The organism is uncultured Winogradskyella sp., assembly GCF_963975125.1.
Classification (GTDB): Bacteria; Bacteroidota; Bacteroidia; order Flavobacteriales; family Flavobacteriaceae; genus Winogradskyella.
In genome coordinates this window covers 1-18620 of record NZ_CAXBGB010000018.1, presented here as the reverse complement: position 1 = coordinate 18620, position 18620 = coordinate 1, and the positions used below count along the sequence as shown (strand labels likewise).

General features: G+C 32.6%; 20 protein-coding genes. 8 read left to right on the top strand and 12 right to left on the bottom strand.

Translation table 11 applies throughout. The features are described from left to right. Positions 1 to 2 precede the first annotated feature (2 nt). Together AAC053_RS04320 and AAC053_RS04315 are read right to left on the bottom strand one after the other, a co-directional pair. Positions 3 to 947, bottom strand: a complete 945-nt coding sequence (locus tag AAC053_RS04320) for a hypothetical protein (RefSeq protein ID WP_339753226.1) — start codon at positions 945 to 947, stop codon at positions 3 to 5. Next, on the bottom strand, positions 944 to 1918 hold the full coding sequence (locus AAC053_RS04315; RefSeq protein ID WP_339753223.1) for an aspartyl protease family protein: 975 nt from the start codon (positions 1916 to 1918) through the stop codon (positions 944 to 946). The genes AAC053_RS04320 and AAC053_RS04315 overlap by 4 nt, the downstream gene beginning before the upstream one ends. Positions 1919 to 2002: 84 nt before the next feature. On the opposite strand from AAC053_RS04315, the gene AAC053_RS04310 reads away from it, so the two are divergent. After that, the gene (locus tag AAC053_RS04310; protein WP_339753220.1) at positions 2003 to 2623 is read left to right on the top strand and encodes an L-threonylcarbamoyladenylate synthase; all 621 of its coding nucleotides are present in this window, start codon (positions 2003 to 2005) and stop codon (positions 2621 to 2623) included. Here the strand turns inward: AAC053_RS04310 and AAC053_RS04305 are convergent. Next, positions 2620 to 3831 (bottom strand): multidrug effflux MFS transporter, encoded by a 1212-nt coding sequence (locus tag AAC053_RS04305; RefSeq protein WP_339753217.1) that lies wholly within the window; start codon positions 3829 to 3831, stop codon positions 2620 to 2622. The two genes, AAC053_RS04310 and AAC053_RS04305, sit on opposite strands and share 4 nt — an antisense overlap. A gap of 84 nt (positions 3832 to 3915) precedes the next feature. Here AAC053_RS04305 and AAC053_RS04300 point away from each other — a divergent pair, with 84 nt between their 5' ends. From AAC053_RS04300 to AAC053_RS04285, 4 genes are all read left to right on the top strand, one after another. Continuing rightward, positions 3916 to 4359, top strand: a complete 444-nt coding sequence (locus AAC053_RS04300) for a DinB family protein (protein WP_339753215.1) — start codon at positions 3916 to 3918, stop codon at positions 4357 to 4359. A gap of 101 nt (positions 4360 to 4460) precedes the next feature. Further along, on the top strand, positions 4461 to 6233 hold the full coding sequence (locus AAC053_RS04295) for an ABC transporter ATP-binding protein (protein WP_339753212.1): 1773 nt from the start codon (positions 4461 to 4463) through the stop codon (positions 6231 to 6233). A gap of 76 nt (positions 6234 to 6309) precedes the next feature. Next, positions 6310 to 7398, top strand: a complete 1089-nt coding sequence (locus tag AAC053_RS04290; RefSeq protein WP_339753210.1) for an amidohydrolase family protein — start codon at positions 6310 to 6312, stop codon at positions 7396 to 7398. Positions 7399 to 7406: 8 nt separating this feature from the next. Next, a complete protein-coding gene (locus AAC053_RS04285) occupies positions 7407 to 7934 on the top strand; it encodes a GNAT family protein (RefSeq protein WP_339753207.1) in 528 nt (175 codons plus the stop codon). On the opposite strand, the gene AAC053_RS04280 is transcribed toward AAC053_RS04285, so the two are convergent. The 6 genes from AAC053_RS04280 to AAC053_RS04255 all read right to left on the bottom strand — a co-directional run bounded on the left by AAC053_RS04280 (position 7935) and on the right by AAC053_RS04255 (position 13839). Beyond that, on the bottom strand, positions 7935 to 9476 hold the full coding sequence (locus AAC053_RS04280) for an acyl-CoA carboxylase subunit beta (protein WP_339753204.1): 1542 nt from the start codon (positions 9474 to 9476) through the stop codon (positions 7935 to 7937). 6 nt (positions 9477 to 9482) lie between these two features. After that, the gene (accC, locus tag AAC053_RS04275; RefSeq protein ID WP_339753202.1) at positions 9483 to 10922 is read right to left on the bottom strand and encodes an acetyl-CoA carboxylase biotin carboxylase subunit; all 1440 of its coding nucleotides are present in this window, start codon (positions 10920 to 10922) and stop codon (positions 9483 to 9485) included. Between the two features lies 1 nt (position 10923). Further along, entirely contained in the window at positions 10924 to 11409 is a 486-nt protein-coding gene (locus tag AAC053_RS04270; protein WP_339753265.1) for an acetyl-CoA carboxylase biotin carboxyl carrier protein subunit, read from the bottom strand. Between the two features lie 69 nt (positions 11410 to 11478). Further along, positions 11479 to 12156 carry a PrsW family glutamic-type intramembrane protease gene (locus tag AAC053_RS04265; protein ID WP_339753199.1) on the bottom strand — a complete coding sequence of 226 codons (678 nt, stop codon included), beginning with the start codon at positions 12154 to 12156 and terminating at the stop codon, positions 11479 to 11481. Then, entirely contained in the window at positions 12153 to 12710 is a 558-nt protein-coding gene (locus AAC053_RS04260) for an NUDIX domain-containing protein (RefSeq protein ID WP_339753196.1), read from the bottom strand. The genes AAC053_RS04265 and AAC053_RS04260 overlap by 4 nt, the downstream gene beginning before the upstream one ends. A gap of 40 nt (positions 12711 to 12750) precedes the next feature. Continuing rightward, positions 12751 to 13839, bottom strand: a complete 1089-nt coding sequence (locus AAC053_RS04255) for a M42 family metallopeptidase (RefSeq protein ID WP_339753193.1) — start codon at positions 13837 to 13839, stop codon at positions 12751 to 12753. Positions 13840 to 13966: 127 nt separating this feature from the next. Here AAC053_RS04255 and AAC053_RS04250 point away from each other — a divergent pair, with 127 nt between their 5' ends. Both AAC053_RS04250 and AAC053_RS04245 read left to right on the top strand, forming a co-directional pair. Next, on the top strand, positions 13967 to 14662 hold the full coding sequence (locus AAC053_RS04250) for a DUF4294 domain-containing protein (protein WP_339753191.1): 696 nt from the start codon (positions 13967 to 13969) through the stop codon (positions 14660 to 14662). Then, complete coding sequence (locus AAC053_RS04245; RefSeq protein ID WP_339753188.1) at positions 14663 to 15289, top strand: hemolysin III family protein; 627 nt, start codon at positions 14663 to 14665, stop codon at positions 15287 to 15289. It abuts the gene before it with no gap. 122 nt (positions 15290 to 15411) lie between these two features. Here the strand turns inward: AAC053_RS04245 and AAC053_RS04240 are convergent, their stop codons facing one another. Both AAC053_RS04240 and nfsB read right to left on the bottom strand, forming a co-directional pair. Further along, on the bottom strand, positions 15412 to 15789 hold the full coding sequence (locus AAC053_RS04240; protein WP_339753185.1) for a nuclear transport factor 2 family protein: 378 nt from the start codon (positions 15787 to 15789) through the stop codon (positions 15412 to 15414). Positions 15790 to 15881: 92 nt separating this feature from the next. Beyond that, positions 15882 to 16541, bottom strand: coding sequence for an oxygen-insensitive NAD(P)H nitroreductase (gene nfsB / locus AAC053_RS04235; RefSeq protein WP_339753182.1), 660 nt, complete (start codon positions 16539 to 16541; stop codon positions 15882 to 15884). A 116-nt stretch (positions 16542 to 16657) separates the two neighbouring features. Between nfsB and AAC053_RS04230 the strand changes: the two genes are divergently transcribed. After that, the gene (locus tag AAC053_RS04230) at positions 16658 to 17008 is read left to right on the top strand and encodes a helix-turn-helix domain-containing protein (protein ID WP_339753180.1); all 351 of its coding nucleotides are present in this window, start codon (positions 16658 to 16660) and stop codon (positions 17006 to 17008) included. A gap of 351 nt (positions 17009 to 17359) precedes the next feature. On the opposite strand, the gene AAC053_RS04225 is transcribed toward AAC053_RS04230, so the two are convergent. Next, positions 17360 to 18115 carry a DUF6090 family protein gene (locus AAC053_RS04225; RefSeq protein ID WP_339753177.1) on the bottom strand — a complete coding sequence of 252 codons (756 nt, stop codon included), beginning with the start codon at positions 18113 to 18115 and terminating at the stop codon, positions 17360 to 17362. Between the last annotated feature and the right edge of the window lie 505 nt (positions 18116 to 18620).

Here is an 18620-nt window from a genome sequence, read left to right as displayed (position 1 = left end):
TATTATTTCACCATACAAACGGAGTTAATATTACCTTTATCATCATATTCCTTGACTGTGTTTGCAGGATCTGTAATCCAATTACCATCAACGATGAACTTATAATGGTATTTTCCACCAGATAATCTTTGGTTATATATCCAGCATCCGTTTACTTTAGTCATTTCAAATTCTTGCTCTGTCCAGTTATTAAAATCAGCACTAAGTATAACGGTTTGAGCATCTTCAAAATCACAGAGTTGAAATTTCACGTTTTTTTGAACATCTATAACGGAGTTAAAGCCTTGATGCTCATTTTCTACTTTCGAAGGGTTTTGAGGATCTTCAATCCAATTGCCATCAACTATAAATTTGTATTGATAAATATCTGGACGTAATTGCAAAGTAACTTTCCAGCCGTCATCAGTTTGTTTCATCTTAAAACCACTCTCATCCCATCTATTAAATGTACCACTCAGAATTACCTTTTTTGCGTCTTTGTGATCTTTTAACTTAAAACTTATGTTACCATAATCTGTAGCAAAAGCGCTGTAAAGCTTTAGATTGTATACCATTAAGCGACGACCATCTTCGGTTTTAGCATCTGCTATGTTTTCAAAATCACTGGAGGGTTCTGCCCAATGCTCACTATTAACTATAAACTTAAACTCCCAATCAAAATCTGATGTAAAATGAGACAAACTCTTTTTTAATTGGTAAGTAGAATCGTTAACCTTAGTCATTGGCCATTGATCTTTAGCCCAATTGTTAAATTCACCTGAAACAAAAACATCATCAACTGTATCTCCATTATTTTTAATATTAGGATAGTCATTGACGTTGAATACAAAGATGACCTCTTCACCTTTAATTTTGTAACCTTTAATAGAATTGCTTTGTGCATAAGAATTAAAGGCAAATAATAGTGAAATGAAGAGTAAAAGAATATGATATTGTTTTAGTTTCAAGGCTCTATAATTGGACTCTTTATAAAATAAAGTTTCCTTTTTTTGTAATTAATAATCGTTCTTTTTTGAGCGAAAAATTCAAAGCCTAAAATGCCATCGAGATTAGTACTAAATGCACTATTCATTTTTTTTAAATTAGTAAGTACTGTTTTCATTGGGCCAAAGTAAATTGAATCATTCAACTTAACTCTATACAATTTCCCTGCCAAAACTTTCATTTTCTGACCGCTAGCACCTGTAAGCTTTAATTCTTTGCTAGGATAAAAATAGTCTAAAATTTCGGAATCTAAATCTTCATTAAGTTGATTATATTCTGCAGCCGTGTCTAATCCAAATCTTACTTCTTTATTGCCTACAAAAGCATCAATTATTATTGTGTGTTTTTTTAGTTTAATATCAATGCTATCGTGAATGGCTTCTGCATATACTTTTTTTGACAGACGTTCTCCGTGTCGATTTGTTCTAGTAAGTGTAATTTGATTTAAGTGCATATCAATAAATATCTCAAAATCCTTTAATACACTATATCCAATAATACCTAAGAGTTCTATTTTTTTTACTTTTTCGATATGTGATAGATCAATAACATCGGCATTCAATTTTTCTAGACTAAGATCTTTAATACTTAGAAAATCGAGATATTTTTTTTTGACATTTTCAATATCGTTATGAACACCACTTTTTAGTTGGCCATCTTGTCTGTGTGCTCTGGTTGGCTTAAAATGAACACTATTTAATATTAATGCCTCAGAGCCTGTGTCAATAATAAAGTTCCCTTCCTTATCCAGAATTTCCACTTCTACAACTATAAGTTGGTCAATAATTTTAAATGGAATACGTGTAGTATAAGCATTAATAATTTCTGCTTTAGTAAAAACAATAGGTGGTTTTACTTCTGGAGTATCAATTTCAGCAGCAAAGAGTTTAACTGAAATGAGCAGTGCGATGATGATTTTGATTAATTGATGCATACTATATAGACTGAAAATATAGCAGAATGTTACACTTTAGTTTAATAATGTGATTTTTTTAGCATTTATACCTATCTTTAAATAATGGCAGAATTTGTTAAAATTTATCCTGAGAATCCTAATCCTAGAGCAATTCAAAAAGTTGTGGATGTGCTAAAAAAAGGTGGATTAATAATATATCCAACTGACACAGTATATGGTTTAGGTTGTGATATCACTAATATAAAAGCTTTAGAGCGTATTGCTAAAATTAAAGATGTAAAACTCGAAAAATCAAATTTCTCTTTTATTTGCGAAGATTTAAGTAATCTAAGTGATTATGTTAAGCAAATTGACTCAACGACCTTTAAAATATTAAAACGCGCTTTACCTGGCGCATATACTTTTATTCTACCTGGCTCTAAAAACTTACCAAATCCCTTTAAAAAACGTAAAACAGTTGGTATTAGAGTGCCAGATAATTCAATAGCGTTGGCTTTAGTGAATGCTTTAGGTAATCCTATTGTTTCAACCTCTATTCATGATGAAGATGAAGTTGTAGAATACACTACTGACCCTGAACTAATCCTTGAAAAGTGGGATAGTCTAGTTGATTTAGTTGTTGATGGTGGTTATGGTGGTAATGAAGCTTCAACAATCATTGATTTATCAGAAAACGAACCGATTATTATCAGAGAAGGTAAAGGTAGTTTAGAGATTTTTTAAGTAACTTTTAATAATTTTTTTATGGTATCACTGTTGCTGTAAAATAGCACTATTGATATTAGCCCACACACCATAAAACCTAGAAAAAGAGGCGCTACAGAGTCTTTTACAAAACTTCCAATATAATTTGCAATAGGTACTGCCATAACGGTTGAGATAAAACCATTTAAAGCAGATCCAATACCAGCTATATGTCCCATTGGTTCCATAGCTAAAGCTCTGAGATTACCAAACAAAAAGGCAACACTAGCAAATTGAAGAGTGAAAAATAGAAGTAGAATTTCAAAACTTGGATTATTTTTAAACCCAAATAGGATGACGTATATAAATGAAATAGATACAAATGCAATTAAGGCTATATTCACAAGTTTTTTCATTCCAAATCGCATCACCAATATACTATTTATATAAGTCGCTAGACCAATGGCTATAGCTAAACTCGCAAAAACATAAGGGAAATACTCGCCTAAGTTATATTGTACCTGAAAGATTTGCTGAGAGGTACTCAAATATACCATAAAAGAACCTGTTATAAATCCAGATAATAAGGTAAATATTACCGCTGATTTTATTTTAAAAAATGCAATTGTACCAGTTTTAAAAATAGACAAACTAAACGATTTTTTATATTTCTCATGCAAAGTTTCGGGCTGTCGTTTCCAAAACCAAAGCATTATTAAAAAGCCAAAAACTAAATTCACAATAAAAATGGATTTCCATCCAAATTGATACAATAAAAATTGACCTAACATCGGAGCAATTACTGGTACTAAAATAAAGGTCATTACCACTATAGATAGAATCTTAGCCATGTGATCTCCACTATAAGAATCTCTAACAATAGCTATGCTCATTGTCCTTGGAGAGGATAAACCGATGCCTTGCAATGCACGACCTAAGAGCATCATTTCAAAACTACGTGTTGTAATACAAATAATGGAGGCAATAACAAAAACACCAAAGCCAAAATAAACCATTGGTTTACGCCCAAAACTATCAGAAAGTGGACCAAATATAAGCTGACCAACACCAAGTCCTAAAAATATTGTAGTAATTAATTTTTGGTTTTCTGTATCACTTACGCTAGTTATATAGTCACCAATTGTGGGTAGTGCAGGTAGAACAGCATCTATTGATAGTGCTACTATCGACATTAATGCGGCCATTAAGACTATAAATTCTAGCTGCGAGCGTTGTTCGTTTTGCATTGCGCAAAAGTAAGTCAATTATTGTCTATTTTTGGACAGCAATTATACTAAAAATCAGATATTAATATTTAATAATCACATAGAATGTTAACAGAAACACTTATCAAATTATTTAAAAGAGATTTAGGTAAATTAAAGGTAGAAGTGGATTCCTATAGAAATGAAGCCAATTTATGGATAGTAAACAATGATATATCTAATTCTGCAGGTAATTTATGCCTTCATCTTGTTGGAAATCTTAATTATTTCATTGGCGCCATTTTAGGGGACTCAGGATATATAAGACAACGTGATTTAGAATTTTCACTTAAAGATATTTCAAAATCAGAATTGATTACACAAATAAATAATACAATTGAAGTCGTAGAAAGCACTTTAAGTAGTATATCTAAAGAAGATTTGCAAAAAGAATACAAGCGTCTTGTATTTGAAGATACAATGACAACAGAATACTTTTTAGTGCATCTCACAACGCACTTAGCATATCATTTAGGGCAAATAAATTATCATAGACGTTTATTAGATTAGGAATTGTTTTCACATTTTCAATAATAATCTATAAAACTTAGTTGATTCATTCGGTTAGAGCCTTCTGACAAATGTATATTTGCACAAAAAATATATATAAAATGAGGCACTTAAAGGATAAGCCTGAAAAATCAAATAATGAAAAGCCAAAAGTTACTTTGAAGACGGCTTTTAAAACGATTATTTGGCCAAGACGTAACTTAGTTTTTTTAGGTTTAATTCTAATAATCATTCGTAGTTTGGCGGGTTTTGTTTTGCCATTAGAAAGTAAAGTACTGTTAGATGAGGTTGTGCCAAATAAAGATTACAATCAATTATACACTTTAATAGCAATTGTTATCTCAGCAATTTTAATACAAGCGATTACGTCTTTTTTATTAACTAAAGTGTTAAGCATTCAAGCCCAACATTTAATTAGCGAATTAAGAGCACAAGTACAAAGAAAAGTATTGTCATTACCTATTAGTTTCTTTGATAACACAAAATCGGGTGCTTTAGTTTCTCGTATTATGAGTGATGTAGAAGGTGTAAGAAATTTAATTGGTACAGGTTTAGTACAATTGGTTGGTGGCTCATTTACAGCGATTGTAACGTTAGTTATTTTATTAAAAATGAATGTTTGGATGACACTTTTTACGTTTATACCGTTATCTGTTTTTGCAATTATTGCCTTAAAAGCCTTCAAATATATTAGACCAATTTTTAGAGCCAGAGGAAAAATCAATGCTGAAGTTAAAGGTCGTTTAAATGAAACTATAGCTGGTGTTCGCGTAATCAAAGCTTTTAATGCAGAAGAACAGGAAAATAAGGTTTTTGAAAAAGGGGTAGATAATATTTTTCAAAACGTTAAAAAAAGCTTGACAGCAACCGCCATAATGACGAGTTCTTCAACCTTTTTGATTGGTTTAGCAACAACAGGAATAATGGGTATTGGTGGGCATTACATGATTCAAGGTGATATTACACCTGGAGATTTTTTACAGTTCACCTTTCTATTAGCATTTATGGTAGCTCCTATTGTACAAATGAGCAACATAGGTAGTCAACTAACAGAGGCATTGGCAGGTTTAGATCGCACTGAGGAACTTATGAATTTAACTACTGAAGATGAACAAGAAGATAGAACCATTCAATTAGAACGAATTAAAGGTGATATAAAATTTAGTAATGTGTCATTTGCCTATGAAGAGGAGAAACCAGTATTACATAATATAAATTTTGAAGCACCATCTGGTTCTGTAATTGCTTTGGTGGGTAGTTCAGGTTCTGGTAAGTCAACCATTGCAGGTTTATCGGCAACTTTTTTAAATCCTGCTTCAGGTGTGATTACAATTGATGGCCAGGATTTATCAAAAGTAAAGCTAAGTAGTTTTAGACAAAACTTGGGTGTTGTGTTGCAGGATGAATTTTTGTTTGAAGGCACCATTAGGGAAAACATTATGTTTCCAAGGCCAAATGCAACAGAGGCACAACTACAAAATGCTGTAAAAGCTGCTTACGTTAATGAATTTACAGATCGTTTTGATCAGGGTTTAGAAACTTTAATAGGTGAGCGTGGTGTGAAACTGTCTGGAGGGCAGCGACAACGAATAGCAATCGCAAGAGCTATTTTAGCGGATCCTAAAATTATTATTTTAGATGAAGCGACTTCAAATTTAGATACAGAAAGTGAAGGCTTAATTCAAAAAAGTTTATCAGAATTAACCAATAACAGAACTACCATAGTTATAGCACACCGTTTAAGTACAATAAAAAGAGCGAACCAAATCTTAGTCATAGAAGCAGGACGCATTGCAGAGCGTGGCACACATGATGAGTTAATAAAAGTTAAAGGCCGTTATTATGATTTATATACATTTCAAGCGAAAATATAAACGTTAAACGCATCATAAACTGTCATAATCATCCAGCATTTTGTATAAATTTAATCTCTCTTAAGAATCAATCGATATGAAAAAAAAAATTATAGTATTTCTATTAATATCCTTACTCTTTTCTATAACTAGTAACGCTCAAGACTTAAGTTTCGAAGAATACAACCCTAAGTCAACGCTCGTAGTGCCAGGTAAAATTGTAAAGCGTGCAAAGTTTCCTTTTATAGATGTGCATGGTCATCAATACAGAATGGCTTCTCAAGATTTAAAACCAGTAATCACAGCTATGGATACATTAAACCTTCAAGTTATGGTTAATTTGAGCGGAAGAACAGGTGAGGACTTGGTTAAAGCTTTAGCTAATGCAAATGCCAAATATCCAGGACGTTTTGTACTATTCTGTAATATTAATTTTGAAGGTGCTGGTGCTGAAGGTTGGATTAGAAAAACGGTAAAACAACTCGAAGATGATGTGAAAGCAGGTGCAGTAGGACTCAAAGTATATAAGAGTTTAGGATTGCGAAACAAAGATTCAGATGGAAAGCGACTTGCCATTGACGATTCTCGATTAGATCCTATTTGGGAGAAATGTGGAGAATTAGGAATTCCTGTTTTAATTCATTCTGCAGATCCAAAATTATTTTGGGCAGAGTTTAATGGAGACAATGAGCGTTGGTTAGAATTAAAAACGCATCCTAGAAGAAAACGAAGTGATACTAATCCTGTACCATGGGAACAGATTATAAAAGAGCAGCATAATATGTTTAAAAAGCATAAGAGTACAATATTTATTAATGCTCATATGGGATGGTTTGCTAATGATTTAGATAGACTAGGTGAGTTATTAGACGAAATGCCAAATATGAATGTAGGTATAGGTGCTATTATTGCCGAATTAGGTCGTCAACCTAGATTTGCAAAAGCTTTTTTTGAAAAATATCAAGACCGCATCTTATTCGGTAAAGACAGCTGGAAACCAGAAGAGTTCCCTACTTATTTTAGAGTTTTAGAATCTGATGATGAGTATTTTCCTTATCACAAAAAATACCATGCCTTTTGGCCTATGTACGGTTTAGATTTATCGGATGACGTTCTTAAAAAGGTGTATTACAAAAATGCATTGCGTATTGTACCAGGAATTGATGAAAGTAAATTCCCTGAATAAAGATACGTATGATATTTGATAATTATAGGATTTCACTATTAGGTGTTAATGATGGTAGTACTTTATTTGAGTTAATAGATTCTAATAGACAACGTTTAGAAGATTTCTTTGCAGGAACGGTTTCTAAAACGCGTACACTAGAAGATACTTTAAGATATTGTGATGAAATTCAAAAACATATAAAAGAATTAAGTTATTTACCTTTTATGATTATAGATATAAAAACCGATAAGTTTATTGGTTTAGTCGATGTAAAAAATATTGACATGAATGTTCCAAAAGCAGAACTTGGTTCATTTATCGATAAGCAATATGAAGGTAAAGGTATCGTCTCTAAAGCATCAAATCTTGTTGTAAATCATATTGTTGAAGAGTATAAATTCATTAAGCTTCTATGTAGAGCTAATAGCAGAAACAAAGGCAGTATTGCTGTAATCCTTAAAAATGGTTTTGAGCTCGAAGGTACCATTAGAAAGGATTACAGAACTACCAAAGGCGAAATAGTAGATTTAAACTACTATGGTCGCATTTTTTAATTAAAGCGGAATATTACCGTGCTTACGTTTCGGCCTATTTACTTCTTTATTTTCAAGCATACTAAACGCTTTTATAAGCTTACGTCTCGTATTCTTAGGTAAAATAACTTCATCTACAAAACCACGCTCTGCTGCACTATAAGGATTCGCGAAAAGCTCTGCATATTCAGCTTCTTTTTCTTTCCATTTTGCTTCTTTGTTATCAGCTGATGAAATTTCTCTTTTGAATATGATTTCGGCTGCGCCTTTAGCTCCCATAACAGCAATCTCAGCATTAGGCCAAGCAAAATTCATATCAGCACCTATATGTTTAGAGTTCATTACATCATAAGCTCCTCCATAAGCCTTTCGCGTAATTACTGTGATTCTTGGTACTGTAGCTTCACTGAAGGCATAGAGAAGTTTTGCTCCTTGTACAATAATACCATTCCATTCTTGGTCAGTTCCTGGCAAAAACCCTGGAACATCTTCTAACACCAATAATGGAATATTAAAAGCATCACAGAATCGTACAAATCGAGCGGCTTTTCTAGAGCTCTTTACCCCAAGTACACCTGCTAAAAACATAGGTTGATTGGCAACAATACCGATACTTTTACCTCCTAGATGTGCAAAACCGACAAGAATATTTTCAGCATAATCTTTATGAATTTCGTAGAACGAATCTTCATCAATTATGCCTTCAATCACCTTATGCATGTCATAAGGTTTGTTAGGGTTTTCTGGTACTATATCAGATAGACTTTCTCTGATTTCTTCTTTTAATTCATATTCTAAATCTTCTGCTTTCTTTCTGTTACTTTGAGGTAAATAACTCAATAATTTTTTGACGTCTTCTAAACATTCAATATCATTAGTTGAAGTTTTATGGGCAACACCAGATTTTGAAGAATGAACGCTGGCTCCACCTAATTCCTCACTGGTAACCTCTTCATTTGTTACTGTTTTTACAACATTTGGTCCAGTTACAAACATATAACTTGTGTCTTGTACCATTATAGTAAAATCTGTCATAGCAGGCGAGTAAACGGCTCCACCAGCACAAGGTCCCATTATGGCTGATATCTGAGGAATTACTCCAGAGGCCTGTACATTTCTATAGAAAATATCTGCATAACCACCTAAAGAGCGCACACCTTCTTGTATACGTGCTCCACCAGAATCATTTAGCCCGATTATTGGTGCACCGACATTAACTGCCATATCCATAATTTTACAAATTTTTTCTGCATGTGTTTCAGATAAAGAGCCTCCGAAAACTGTAAAATCTTGAGCAAAAACATAGATTAGCCTTCCGTTTACGGTTCCATAACCAGTGACTACACCATCACCATAAAACTTTTGGTCTGCCATGCCAAATTCTTTTGTTCTATGCGTAACAAGTGCTCCAATTTCTTCAAAAGAGCCTTCATCTAAAAGATACAAAACGCGTTCTCTGGCAGTAAGTTTTTTCTTTTGGTGTTGTTTATCTATACGTGCTTGTCCACCTCCTAATTTGGATAGCGCTATTTTATCGTTAAGTGTTTTTATTTTAGAGTCCATAGTGTCTTAGTTAGGTAATCTTAATAATTTTTGATCTTCTAGGTATTGTTTTAAAGCAATTTTGGCTGCAATTTCAGCTTCCTTATGATGCTGCTCTTCTAATAGGCTAGGTGAGTAGTAGTTCTTTACAAAATGGGTATCAAAATTACCACTTCTAAAAGCTTCGTGTTCGCAAACAAAACGTCCGAAAGGGAGTGTTGTTTGGACACCTTTTACATGATAGTTGTCTATCGCTTTAATCATTAATTCAATAGCTTCTTCTCTAGTACTGCCATAAGTAATAAGTTTAGAAAGCATAGGATCGTAATAAATAGGAATATCCATACCTTCTTCAAAACCGTTATCTACTCGGATGTTTTCTCCTTCAGGAAGTCTATAAATTTCTAGATTTCCGACACTAGGTAAAAAGTCATTCATGGGATCTTCCGCATAGACTCTGAGTTCTAAAGCATGTCCATTTATTTTTAAATCCTCTTGTTTTATATCTAGTTTTTCTCCTCTCGCTACTTTAATTTGTAATTCAACTAAATCGACTCCAGAGATCCATTCAGATACAGGATGCTCTACTTGCAATCTTGTATTCATTTCTAAAAAGTAGAAATTGTGCTCAGCGTCTAGAAGAAATTCAACAGTACCAGCTCCTAAATAATCACAAGCACGTGCTACATTAATTGCAGCTTGTCCCATTTTCTCTCTTAATTCTGAAGTAAGAATTGAAGATGGAGCTTCTTCTACTACTTTTTGATGACGTCGCTGTATTGAGCATTCACGTTCAAAAAAGTGTAATATATTTCCATGGCTATCTGCCATGATTTGAATTTCTATATGGCGAGGAGATGATACATATTTTTCAACAAAAACAGAACCATCACCAAAAGCTGAGGTAGCCTCACTAATGGCACGCTTCATTTGTTCTTCTACATCTTTTTCCTTTTCTACCACACGCATCCCTTTTCCACCTCCACCAGCGGCAGCTTTAATTAGAATAGGGAATCCAATATCTTTTGCTATTTGAACCGCTTCTTTTGGGTCTGTAATGGCATGATCTACTCCGGGAACCATTGGGATATTATAATCTTTAACTGCATCTTTAGCAGCTAATTTATCTCCCATCATTTTAATAGCCTTAGATCTTGGGCCAATAAAAATGATATTATTTTTTTCTGCTAATTCAGCAAAAACAGCATTTTCACTTAAAAATCCGTAACCAGGATGAATGCCATCCACATGTAATGCTTTGGCAACCTCTATGATTTTTTCTCCTTTTAAATAGGATTGATTTGATGGTGCTGGTCCAATACAAACCGCTTCGTCTGCATATTTTACATGTAGTGCATTTCTATCTGCCTCAGAAAATACTGCAACGGTTTTAATTCCCATTTTTTTTGCAGTTCGCATTACTCGAATGGCTATTTCACCTCTATTTGCAATTAATATTTTTTTCATGTTATTCGAATTCTATTAAAAGTGAATTTTTATCAACGGCCTCACCTTGTTTCACTTTGATTGATTTTATAACTCCATCTCGAGGTGAGTTTATCACATTCTCCATCTTCATGGCCTCAAGAATTAACAGGGCATCATTTTCTTTAACCTCTTGTTCTGCTTTTACATTAATTTCTAAAATTAGACCAGGCATTGGTGCTTTAATTTCATTCACTTTTTTAGTAGCGCCAACCTCAAAGCCTAAGGTTTCTATTTGTTGGTCTAAATCATCATTAATGTTTACTTCATAAATGTTGTTACTCACCTTAACAGTATAAAGCTTTTTGTTGAAGTTTGAATCTAATATAGATGCATTTACTGAGGTGTTCTCTTGGAGTATGTGAAATGTATTGTTCGAAGTTTCAATACAATCAATGGCTTCAACATCTGCTTTATTAATTTCAAATTGATGTGAAGCATCCACTTTTATTTTATACATAGTAGTGATTTTATACGTGCTAAATTATAGATTAAATGACTTCTAAAATATGAAATTAATCATGTTTAAAGCCGTATTTCATAAAGTTTTAAAATTTGAATTTTCTTGATGCCGTCTTATAGCTTTTCGAGATAAGATAACACCTAAGATAAGTGATATAAAAGCTCCTGCTGAAATACCCGGAATAAACCCAATGAACAAAAAGAAGTCATAAGCACCATGAAACAAAACTGCTAAAAACAATCCTGCCATATTTAACCGAAAACGGTTTTTTGCAAACTTCGCCTTTCCCATATAATAGCCCATTAAAATGCCAAATGTGGCATGAGCAGGAACTGCGGTAAAAGCTCTTAAAATGGCGGTTTCATAACCACTTTCTAAAACATATAATATATTTTCGGTGCAAGCAAAACCCATAGACACCATTACGGCATACATAATACCATCATAAGGTTCATTAAAAGCTTTTCTTGGTTGGGCAAAGTATTTTACAATCACATATTTGCTAAACTCTTCAGCTAAAGCAACAACAAAAAACGCTTGTATAAATTGTTGCCATATGCTAAATTCATTTGTAATAGGAAGAAGACGTCCTGTGAATAAATATAACACCGAAACAATTATTATACTTACAATGGAGCCAAAAAGGAAATTTAAAACGAGTAAGCCTTTAGGTTCTTTATCATATTTATCCTGAACATAAATGTAAAGAATAATAGCCATAACTGGTGCAACTGCAAGAAGGGTTAAATTCATGTGCTTAATTTTTCTTTTATAACCTTTAATATAAACTTATAATACGTTTTGTTGCTTGGTACAAAATGACAATTACTCTCGCTATGTTTTAACAATATTTTAAATTCATTTAAAGAGACTAGTTTTAATGCTTCAACTTCCTCTTTTTGAGGAATGAGTTTGCTTACTTCGACTTTTAATTCTGAGATATATACCTGGTGAAACTCATTATCTTGAATGTTACCATCATCATAAGTCGTTTCATGAAGAAAAACACCTATTTTCAATACGTTTTCTCCGTCCAATTGTAAACCTATTTCCTCATTAGTTTCTCGCAGTGCAGCTTCAATAAACGATTCACCAGTATCTATATGACCTGCGACTGAAACATCCCAAAGTAATGGGTGAATCACTTTTTTGTGAGAACGCTGTTGTAACAAAATCTCACCTTGCTTTGTAAAGAGCCATAAATGAATGGTGTTATGATACCAACCATTTTTATGAGCTTCAGATTTTAAAGCTGTTCTACCAGTTGGTTGACCAAGATCATCCATTATATCAATGTATTCGTCCATAAAAATAAAGCCTCCCAAGGGAGGCTATAATACTAATTTATTATTTAAAATAGCTAAACGTTTCTCCGTCTTCTATTTTTAATAGTGTTTCGTAAATTAACTTAATTACATTTTCTACATCGCTTTTATGTACCATTTCTACAGTAGTATGCATATAGCGCAATGGTAAAGAAATAAGTGCAGAAGCAACTCCTCCATTGCTATACGCAAAGGCATCTGTGTCTGTTCCTGTTGCACGAGATAACGCTGCGCGTTGAAAAGGTATTTTATTTTCTTCAGCAGTATCTGTAATTAAATCGCGTAATTTTTGCTGTACTGCTGGTGCATAAGCCACAACAGGCCCTTTACCTATTTCGGCTAAACCTTGTTTTTTAGGATCAATCATAGGAGTTGTTGTATCATGCGTTACATCTGTTACAATGGCTACATTAGGTTGTATGGTCTGTGTAATCATTTCTGCACCTCTGAGTCCAATTTCTTCTTGTACTGAATTGGTAACATAAAGACCAAAAGGTAATTTCTTTTTATTCTCGTGAAGTAAACGTGCTACTTCAGCAATCATAAAACCACCCATTCTATTATCTAAAGCTCTACAAACAAATTTATCTTTATTCAGAATATGAAATTCATCTGGATAGGTAATTACACATCCTACATGTACTCCCATTTTAGCAACTTCAGCTTTATCTTTCGCACCTATGTCAATGGAAATATTATCTGGTTTTGGTGCTTCTTCTTTAGCTTTACTTCGTGTATGTATTGCAGGCCAACCGAAAACACCTTTTACAATGCCTTTTTTTGTATGGATATTAACGATTTTACTTGGTGCAATCTGGTGATCACTTCCTCCATTTCTTATCACATAAAGTAACCCATTATCAGAAATATAATTAACATACCACGAAATTTCATCGGCATGTCCTTCAATAACGACTTTGTATTTTGCTTTGGGATTAATTACAGCAACAGCAGTTCCATACGTGTCGGTTATAAATTCATCTACATAAGGTTTTAGATAATCCATCCATAGTTTTTGCCCATCCCATTCATATCCTGTAGGTGACGCATTATTTAGGTATTTTTCTAAAAAGTCCATTGACTTTTTATTTAGTAATTGCTTTTTTGCCATTTGTGTAAATTTTTCTTTAAAAATAATAATATTAATACGAATTTAAGGTTATAGCCTTTAATTATTATTAATTTTGAATTCTGCTGGAATCTTATATTTTGGAGCGGTTTTGAGACTAAAAAAATTGATGAAGTATATAATTTACATAGCGTTGTTTTTTACTGTAGCAATTTTTGCACAAGAGGATCCTGTTAAGCAAGATACCACACAGGTACACTATATGATTATTGAAGGTGATTCTATACCAGTAACATCAGTAGAATTAAATGAAGTATTGGTATTACCAAACCTTAAATTTGTAGATCGAGATGCTCGTTTACGTTATATAATTTTAAGACGAAAAACCTTAAAGGTTTATCCTTATGCCAAACTTGCTTCTGAGCGTTTAGAAGCTTTACAAAAACGATTAGACGAGTTAGAACGTAAACGCGAAAAAAAACGCTATTCTAAGATTATTCAGAAATATATAGAAAATGAATTTTCTGCAGAATTGAAAAAACTCACAAAAACGGAAGGGCAAATTTTAGTAAAACTTATTCATAGACAAACCGGAAAAACGACTTTTCAATTAATTAAAGAACTCCGGAGTGGTTGGCGCGCCTTTTGGTTTAATAATACGGCAAGTTTATTTGATATTTCTCTAAAACGTGAGTTTAGTCCAATAAATGAAGAAGAGGACTATTTAATCGAAGATATTTTGCAACGTGCATTTCAGAATGAACAATTAGAACGTCAAAAACCAGCTTATGAAATTGATTTTTATGATAGTGTAAGCAAATGGTCTAAATCGAAACGTAAAACTACATCTAAGCCTAAAAGTTAAATGCGAATTCAAACCAAACTCGAAGAACAACTAAATGCATGGACACATGGCATTGGTGCTGCTTTAGGAATTGCGGCATTAGTTCTGTTGATAGTCTATGCTGATACTGCTAAACCTTGGAGTTTGTTTAGTGTTATTGTTTATGGAATTTCTATTATCGTCTTGTTCTTAGCCTCAACATTTTATCATGCTGTAAAAGGGGAGAAACGCAAACATTATTTCAGAATTATAGATCATATCAGTATCTATTTGCTAATTGCAGGAACCTACACACCAGTATTATTGATTTCGCTTACAGATAGTTTAGGTTGGACACTATTTTGGACCGTTTGGGGAATTGCAGTTTTTGGTGTGATATTAAAGCTCTTTTTTACAGGGAAATTCGAATTATTCTCAACGCTATTATATCTAGTAATGGGTTGGCTTATTATATTTGATTTTTCCAATCTGTCCATAGCTCTTGGCTCTAATGGTATATTATGGTTATTTGCTGGTGGCTTGTCTTATACAGTTGGTATTGTTTTTTATGCGTTACAAAAGGTTCCTTATTTTCACGTTATTTGGCATCTGTTTGTTTTAGGTGGTGCTGTATGTCATTTCTTTATGATATTTTTTCATGTTATTTAAGATGCTAAAACCATCTTTTTTAGAATAACAGTTTGTACAAGAAAGTAATGTGTATGTTCTATAAAACAAGCAAAACACTTAAAGGAATTACTATATTTTTGTAGTTGGCATATTCTTTTGTTTTAGTACATTGTATTTGAGTTTGCAGATACTTTTGGTATCTGCTGTATAGCATCCCAATGCTCACATATTTTACCCTTATCATCGAACCTAAAGAAGTCCATAGTTACATATTGATCATTTTCTGGCCAAGTTTGATGTGTATGTAAGGACACCAAATTCCCTTCAGCAATACATCTTACAAACTCAATCGACTTTTCTGGATATTCTACTTGCATACGTTCAAAATAATTGATAAATGGGTTTTTTCCATCACCAACTAAAGGGTTGTGCTGAATGTATTCACCTCCAACATATTTCTTAATAGCTTTTTTTGGATTACCTTCATAAGACAATTTGTAAAATGCTATGGCGTTTTTCTTGTTTGCTTCTAAGTTCATTCTAGATAATATTTGATTGTTTTTAGAGAAAAAAAATAACGGTAATAATTAAAAATAAAAACCGCTATTAAATTTTAATCCAAAAGGTAAATCTATAGAATTGTAAAGATTTCACTCTCTGGTAATCTAGATTTAGGTGTTTTGCTTGGTGTATTAAAATCAGACTCTGTTCTGTAGCCAACAGCAACAACTGTAACTGCTGTATAGCCTTTTTCTCTTAGCCCAAATTCCTCATCTAAAGCTTTTACATCTACACCTTCCATTGGTAATGCATCTAAACCTAAGGTTGCAGCTCCTAATAGAAAGTTACCTATATTTAGGTACACTTGTTTTTCCATCCAATGCTGTAGGTCTTTTAAATCGTATTTATGAATATCTGCAAATATATTACGACCACCATGCGTATTTTGCTTTACTTCTTCATTAGGAAATCTTCCATCTTTTTCTTCTTGTGCTAATAAATGTAACATATAATCGTTATCTACTGTAATACGAGAACAAAATACAACAACATGAGATGCATGCTTAATCTTAGATTCATTAAAACTAAAAAAGCCTTGTGCTCCTTTTGCAACACGCTTCTTTCCTTCTTCAGTATTGGCTATAACAAAATGCCAAGGTTGTATGTTAGTACTTGATGGGCTCATGCGCAATAGCGCTTTAAGTTGTTTAAAGTCTGCATTAGAGACTTTTTTATTGGGATCAAAATCTTTTGTAGAATAGCGCCAGTTTAATGTGTCTTTTACGGTCATTATTAATTTATTTTTAATTACTATAATTTTTATAGTTGCAAAAATAAGTATAGTTTCTTATTTTTGCAATACCTATCCTTTTTGATAGTACGGATTTTATAGATTATTTAACAAATATGGAGCATAATTTTAATGGCAAGTCTTATCCCTGTTGCACAAGTGTAACCATGGGAATTATTGGAGGTAAATGGAAAACAGTAATTCTAGCATATCTTATGGGTGGTCCTTTGCGCTACAGCCAATTGCGAAAAAAAATGGGTAGTGTTACAGAGCGCACCTTAAGTTTGCAATTAAAAAGTTTAGAAGAAGATGGAGTGGTGAAGCGAAAAGTATATACTACTAAGCCACCTCTTAAAGTAGAATACAGTCTTACAGGATTTGGAAAAACATTAATTCCGCTAATAAAATCTATAATAGATTGGGGAGAATATGTGGTTGAGAATTATGGTGAGGTAGTGGAATCGTAAGATTTTGCTTCGCAGTGTGCTACGTTAGTATCCGAGTACACACTGTACAAGCAATTAAATTATTCAGCGTAGTTGCCTAGTTGTTTTATATTGAGCTTGTTATATTTCAAAATGAATGAAATATTATTGATGGAATAATTGATTTGGATTTATAAAACATAAACCCACCAAATATAACTATATAAGCATGATGAAGGCTAAAGTCGATAAATTCGAAGAACAATGAAATAAATTGAATATGTCTAAAAACATACAACAATGAGGAAAGGAATATGGCAATAAAAGGTTTATGAGAATAGCTTTTTTAAACTTCATTTTAATACTTATACAGTTTATGAGAAACTGCCTTCATTATTTTTTTAATTCTAAATCAATCAATTCAACTAATTTTACAGATTTTGTTTTTAGATTTTCATAAAGTTCAATAAACCCTTCTGAAGTCCAATTTAAAATAACACATCCATTTTTGTAAACCTGACTCTTAAATAAAGCTTCGAAGTCTCTTTCCGAAATATTTGCTTGCTCTGCTGTTTTTAATCCTAAAAAGACAGGCTTCATTCGCTCAATGTCTGTTAAGCGAAAAATTGGCTTGGATATGTTTTCTTCATATTCAGAGGTTTCGTGTTCATTATAATATGAATTTGATTGATAAAGAAGTGATAAATCAAACAAATATATTTTTATTGAATCATTGGAAATAAGATTCATATTACCAGAACTGACCAATTCATTATATGCAACATTACTAGGTTGAAATTTTTCTTGATATAAAGTGTTTACTACGTTATAAGTTGTTTCGCTTAAGTTTAGAATTTGCTGTCCATTGATTTGATTTAAGAGTTTCTCAATACCCAATGCCTTTTTGTGTCTAAAATTTATATTGTATTCAAGACTTTCAATATCTTTATTTAGGTCTAGCTTTATATTTGTTAGGTATTTTATTTCTCTTTGGTTTTCTATTTTTTTAGTATTTAAATTATCTATTTGAAGCGCAATTAAAATTCCAATAACCACAAGTACTATTTCGCCAATGGCATATTTAAAATACTTTCCGGTTTTGTTTTTCTCCATAAGGTCGTATCTAATCTTTCTAAAAAACTTTATCATTAATGGATGTTTAAGTTACTATTTGTATTCTCACCAAACCTCTTTAAGAGCTTTGATTTTGCAAGGGCAAAATTGAGTTCGAGTAGTCTAAAGAATTTTATCATAATTTATTTTTCACAAGAGCGGGTGTTCTATATTACCTACAACACCATATAAGGTTAATTGTTTGGTTAAGCACCTAATTTAGCAAATAAAAACTAGATAGAAAATCCGCGAGGATTTTCGTAAGCAAGCTAAAACTAGCCATTAATTATATACGGTGTTGGCATTTCGTTGTTTTTATTCCGACTTATTCTTATTCGGCTTAATTCCGTTTTTAGTTTTTCCAGCGTTTGAGTGAATTCGGTCAGCTATTTAATCCGCAAACTTTTTCAAATCCGATTGAGTGAGCAATTCCGCAATTTGCTAAATTCCGCATTCCATTCCGGTTTTATTTTTCAGTTCAGTTTTCGATTCCACAAACGAGCTAAAAGTCAAACGTTTTGTTTTAAATTACTCTTTTTTA

Excerpts from the sequence above, each read along its gene's own strand:
- AAC053_RS04310 (WP_339753220.1), top strand. The coding sequence starts at position 2,003 with ATGGCAGAATTTGTTAAAATTTATCCTGAGAATCCTAATCCTAGAGCA.
- AAC053_RS04280 (WP_339753204.1), bottom strand. The coding sequence starts at position 9,476 with ATGGACTCTAAAATAAAAACACTTAACGATAAAATAGCGCTATCCAAA.
- AAC053_RS04255 (WP_339753193.1), bottom strand. The coding sequence starts at position 13,839 with ATGGCAAAAAAGCAATTACTAAATAAAAAGTCAATGGACTTTTTAGAA.
- AAC053_RS04305 (WP_339753217.1), bottom strand. The coding sequence starts at position 3,831 with ATGCAAAACGAACAACGCTCGCAGCTAGAATTTATAGTCTTAATGGCC.
- AAC053_RS04230 (WP_339753180.1), top strand. The coding sequence starts at position 16,658 with ATGGAGCATAATTTTAATGGCAAGTCTTATCCCTGTTGCACAAGTGTA.
- accC (WP_339753202.1), bottom strand. The coding sequence starts at position 10,922 with ATGAAAAAAATATTAATTGCAAATAGAGGTGAAATAGCCATTCGAGTA.
- AAC053_RS04300 (WP_339753215.1), top strand. The coding sequence starts at position 3,916 with ATGTTAACAGAAACACTTATCAAATTATTTAAAAGAGATTTAGGTAAA.
- AAC053_RS04250 (WP_339753191.1), top strand. The coding sequence starts at position 13,967 with ATGAAGTATATAATTTACATAGCGTTGTTTTTTACTGTAGCAATTTTT.
- AAC053_RS04225 (WP_339753177.1), bottom strand. The coding sequence starts at position 18,115 with ATGATAAAGTTTTTTAGAAAGATTAGATACGACCTTATGGAGAAAAAC.
- AAC053_RS04285 (WP_339753207.1), top strand. The coding sequence starts at position 7,407 with ATGATATTTGATAATTATAGGATTTCACTATTAGGTGTTAATGATGGT.
- AAC053_RS04260 (WP_339753196.1), bottom strand. The coding sequence starts at position 12,710 with ATGGACGAATACATTGATATAATGGATGATCTTGGTCAACCAACTGGT.
- AAC053_RS04290 (WP_339753210.1), top strand. The coding sequence starts at position 6,310 with ATGAAAAAAAAAATTATAGTATTTCTATTAATATCCTTACTCTTTTCT.
- AAC053_RS04245 (WP_339753188.1), top strand. The coding sequence starts at position 14,663 with ATGCGAATTCAAACCAAACTCGAAGAACAACTAAATGCATGGACACAT.
- AAC053_RS04315 (WP_339753223.1), bottom strand. The coding sequence starts at position 1,918 with ATGCATCAATTAATCAAAATCATCATCGCACTGCTCATTTCAGTTAAA.
- AAC053_RS04295 (WP_339753212.1), top strand. The coding sequence starts at position 4,461 with ATGAGGCACTTAAAGGATAAGCCTGAAAAATCAAATAATGAAAAGCCA.
- AAC053_RS04240 (WP_339753185.1), bottom strand. The coding sequence starts at position 15,789 with ATGAACTTAGAAGCAAACAAGAAAAACGCCATAGCATTTTACAAATTG.
- nfsB (WP_339753182.1), bottom strand. The coding sequence starts at position 16,541 with ATGACCGTAAAAGACACATTAAACTGGCGCTATTCTACAAAAGATTTT.
- AAC053_RS04265 (WP_339753199.1), bottom strand. The coding sequence starts at position 12,156 with ATGAATTTAACCCTTCTTGCAGTTGCACCAGTTATGGCTATTATTCTT.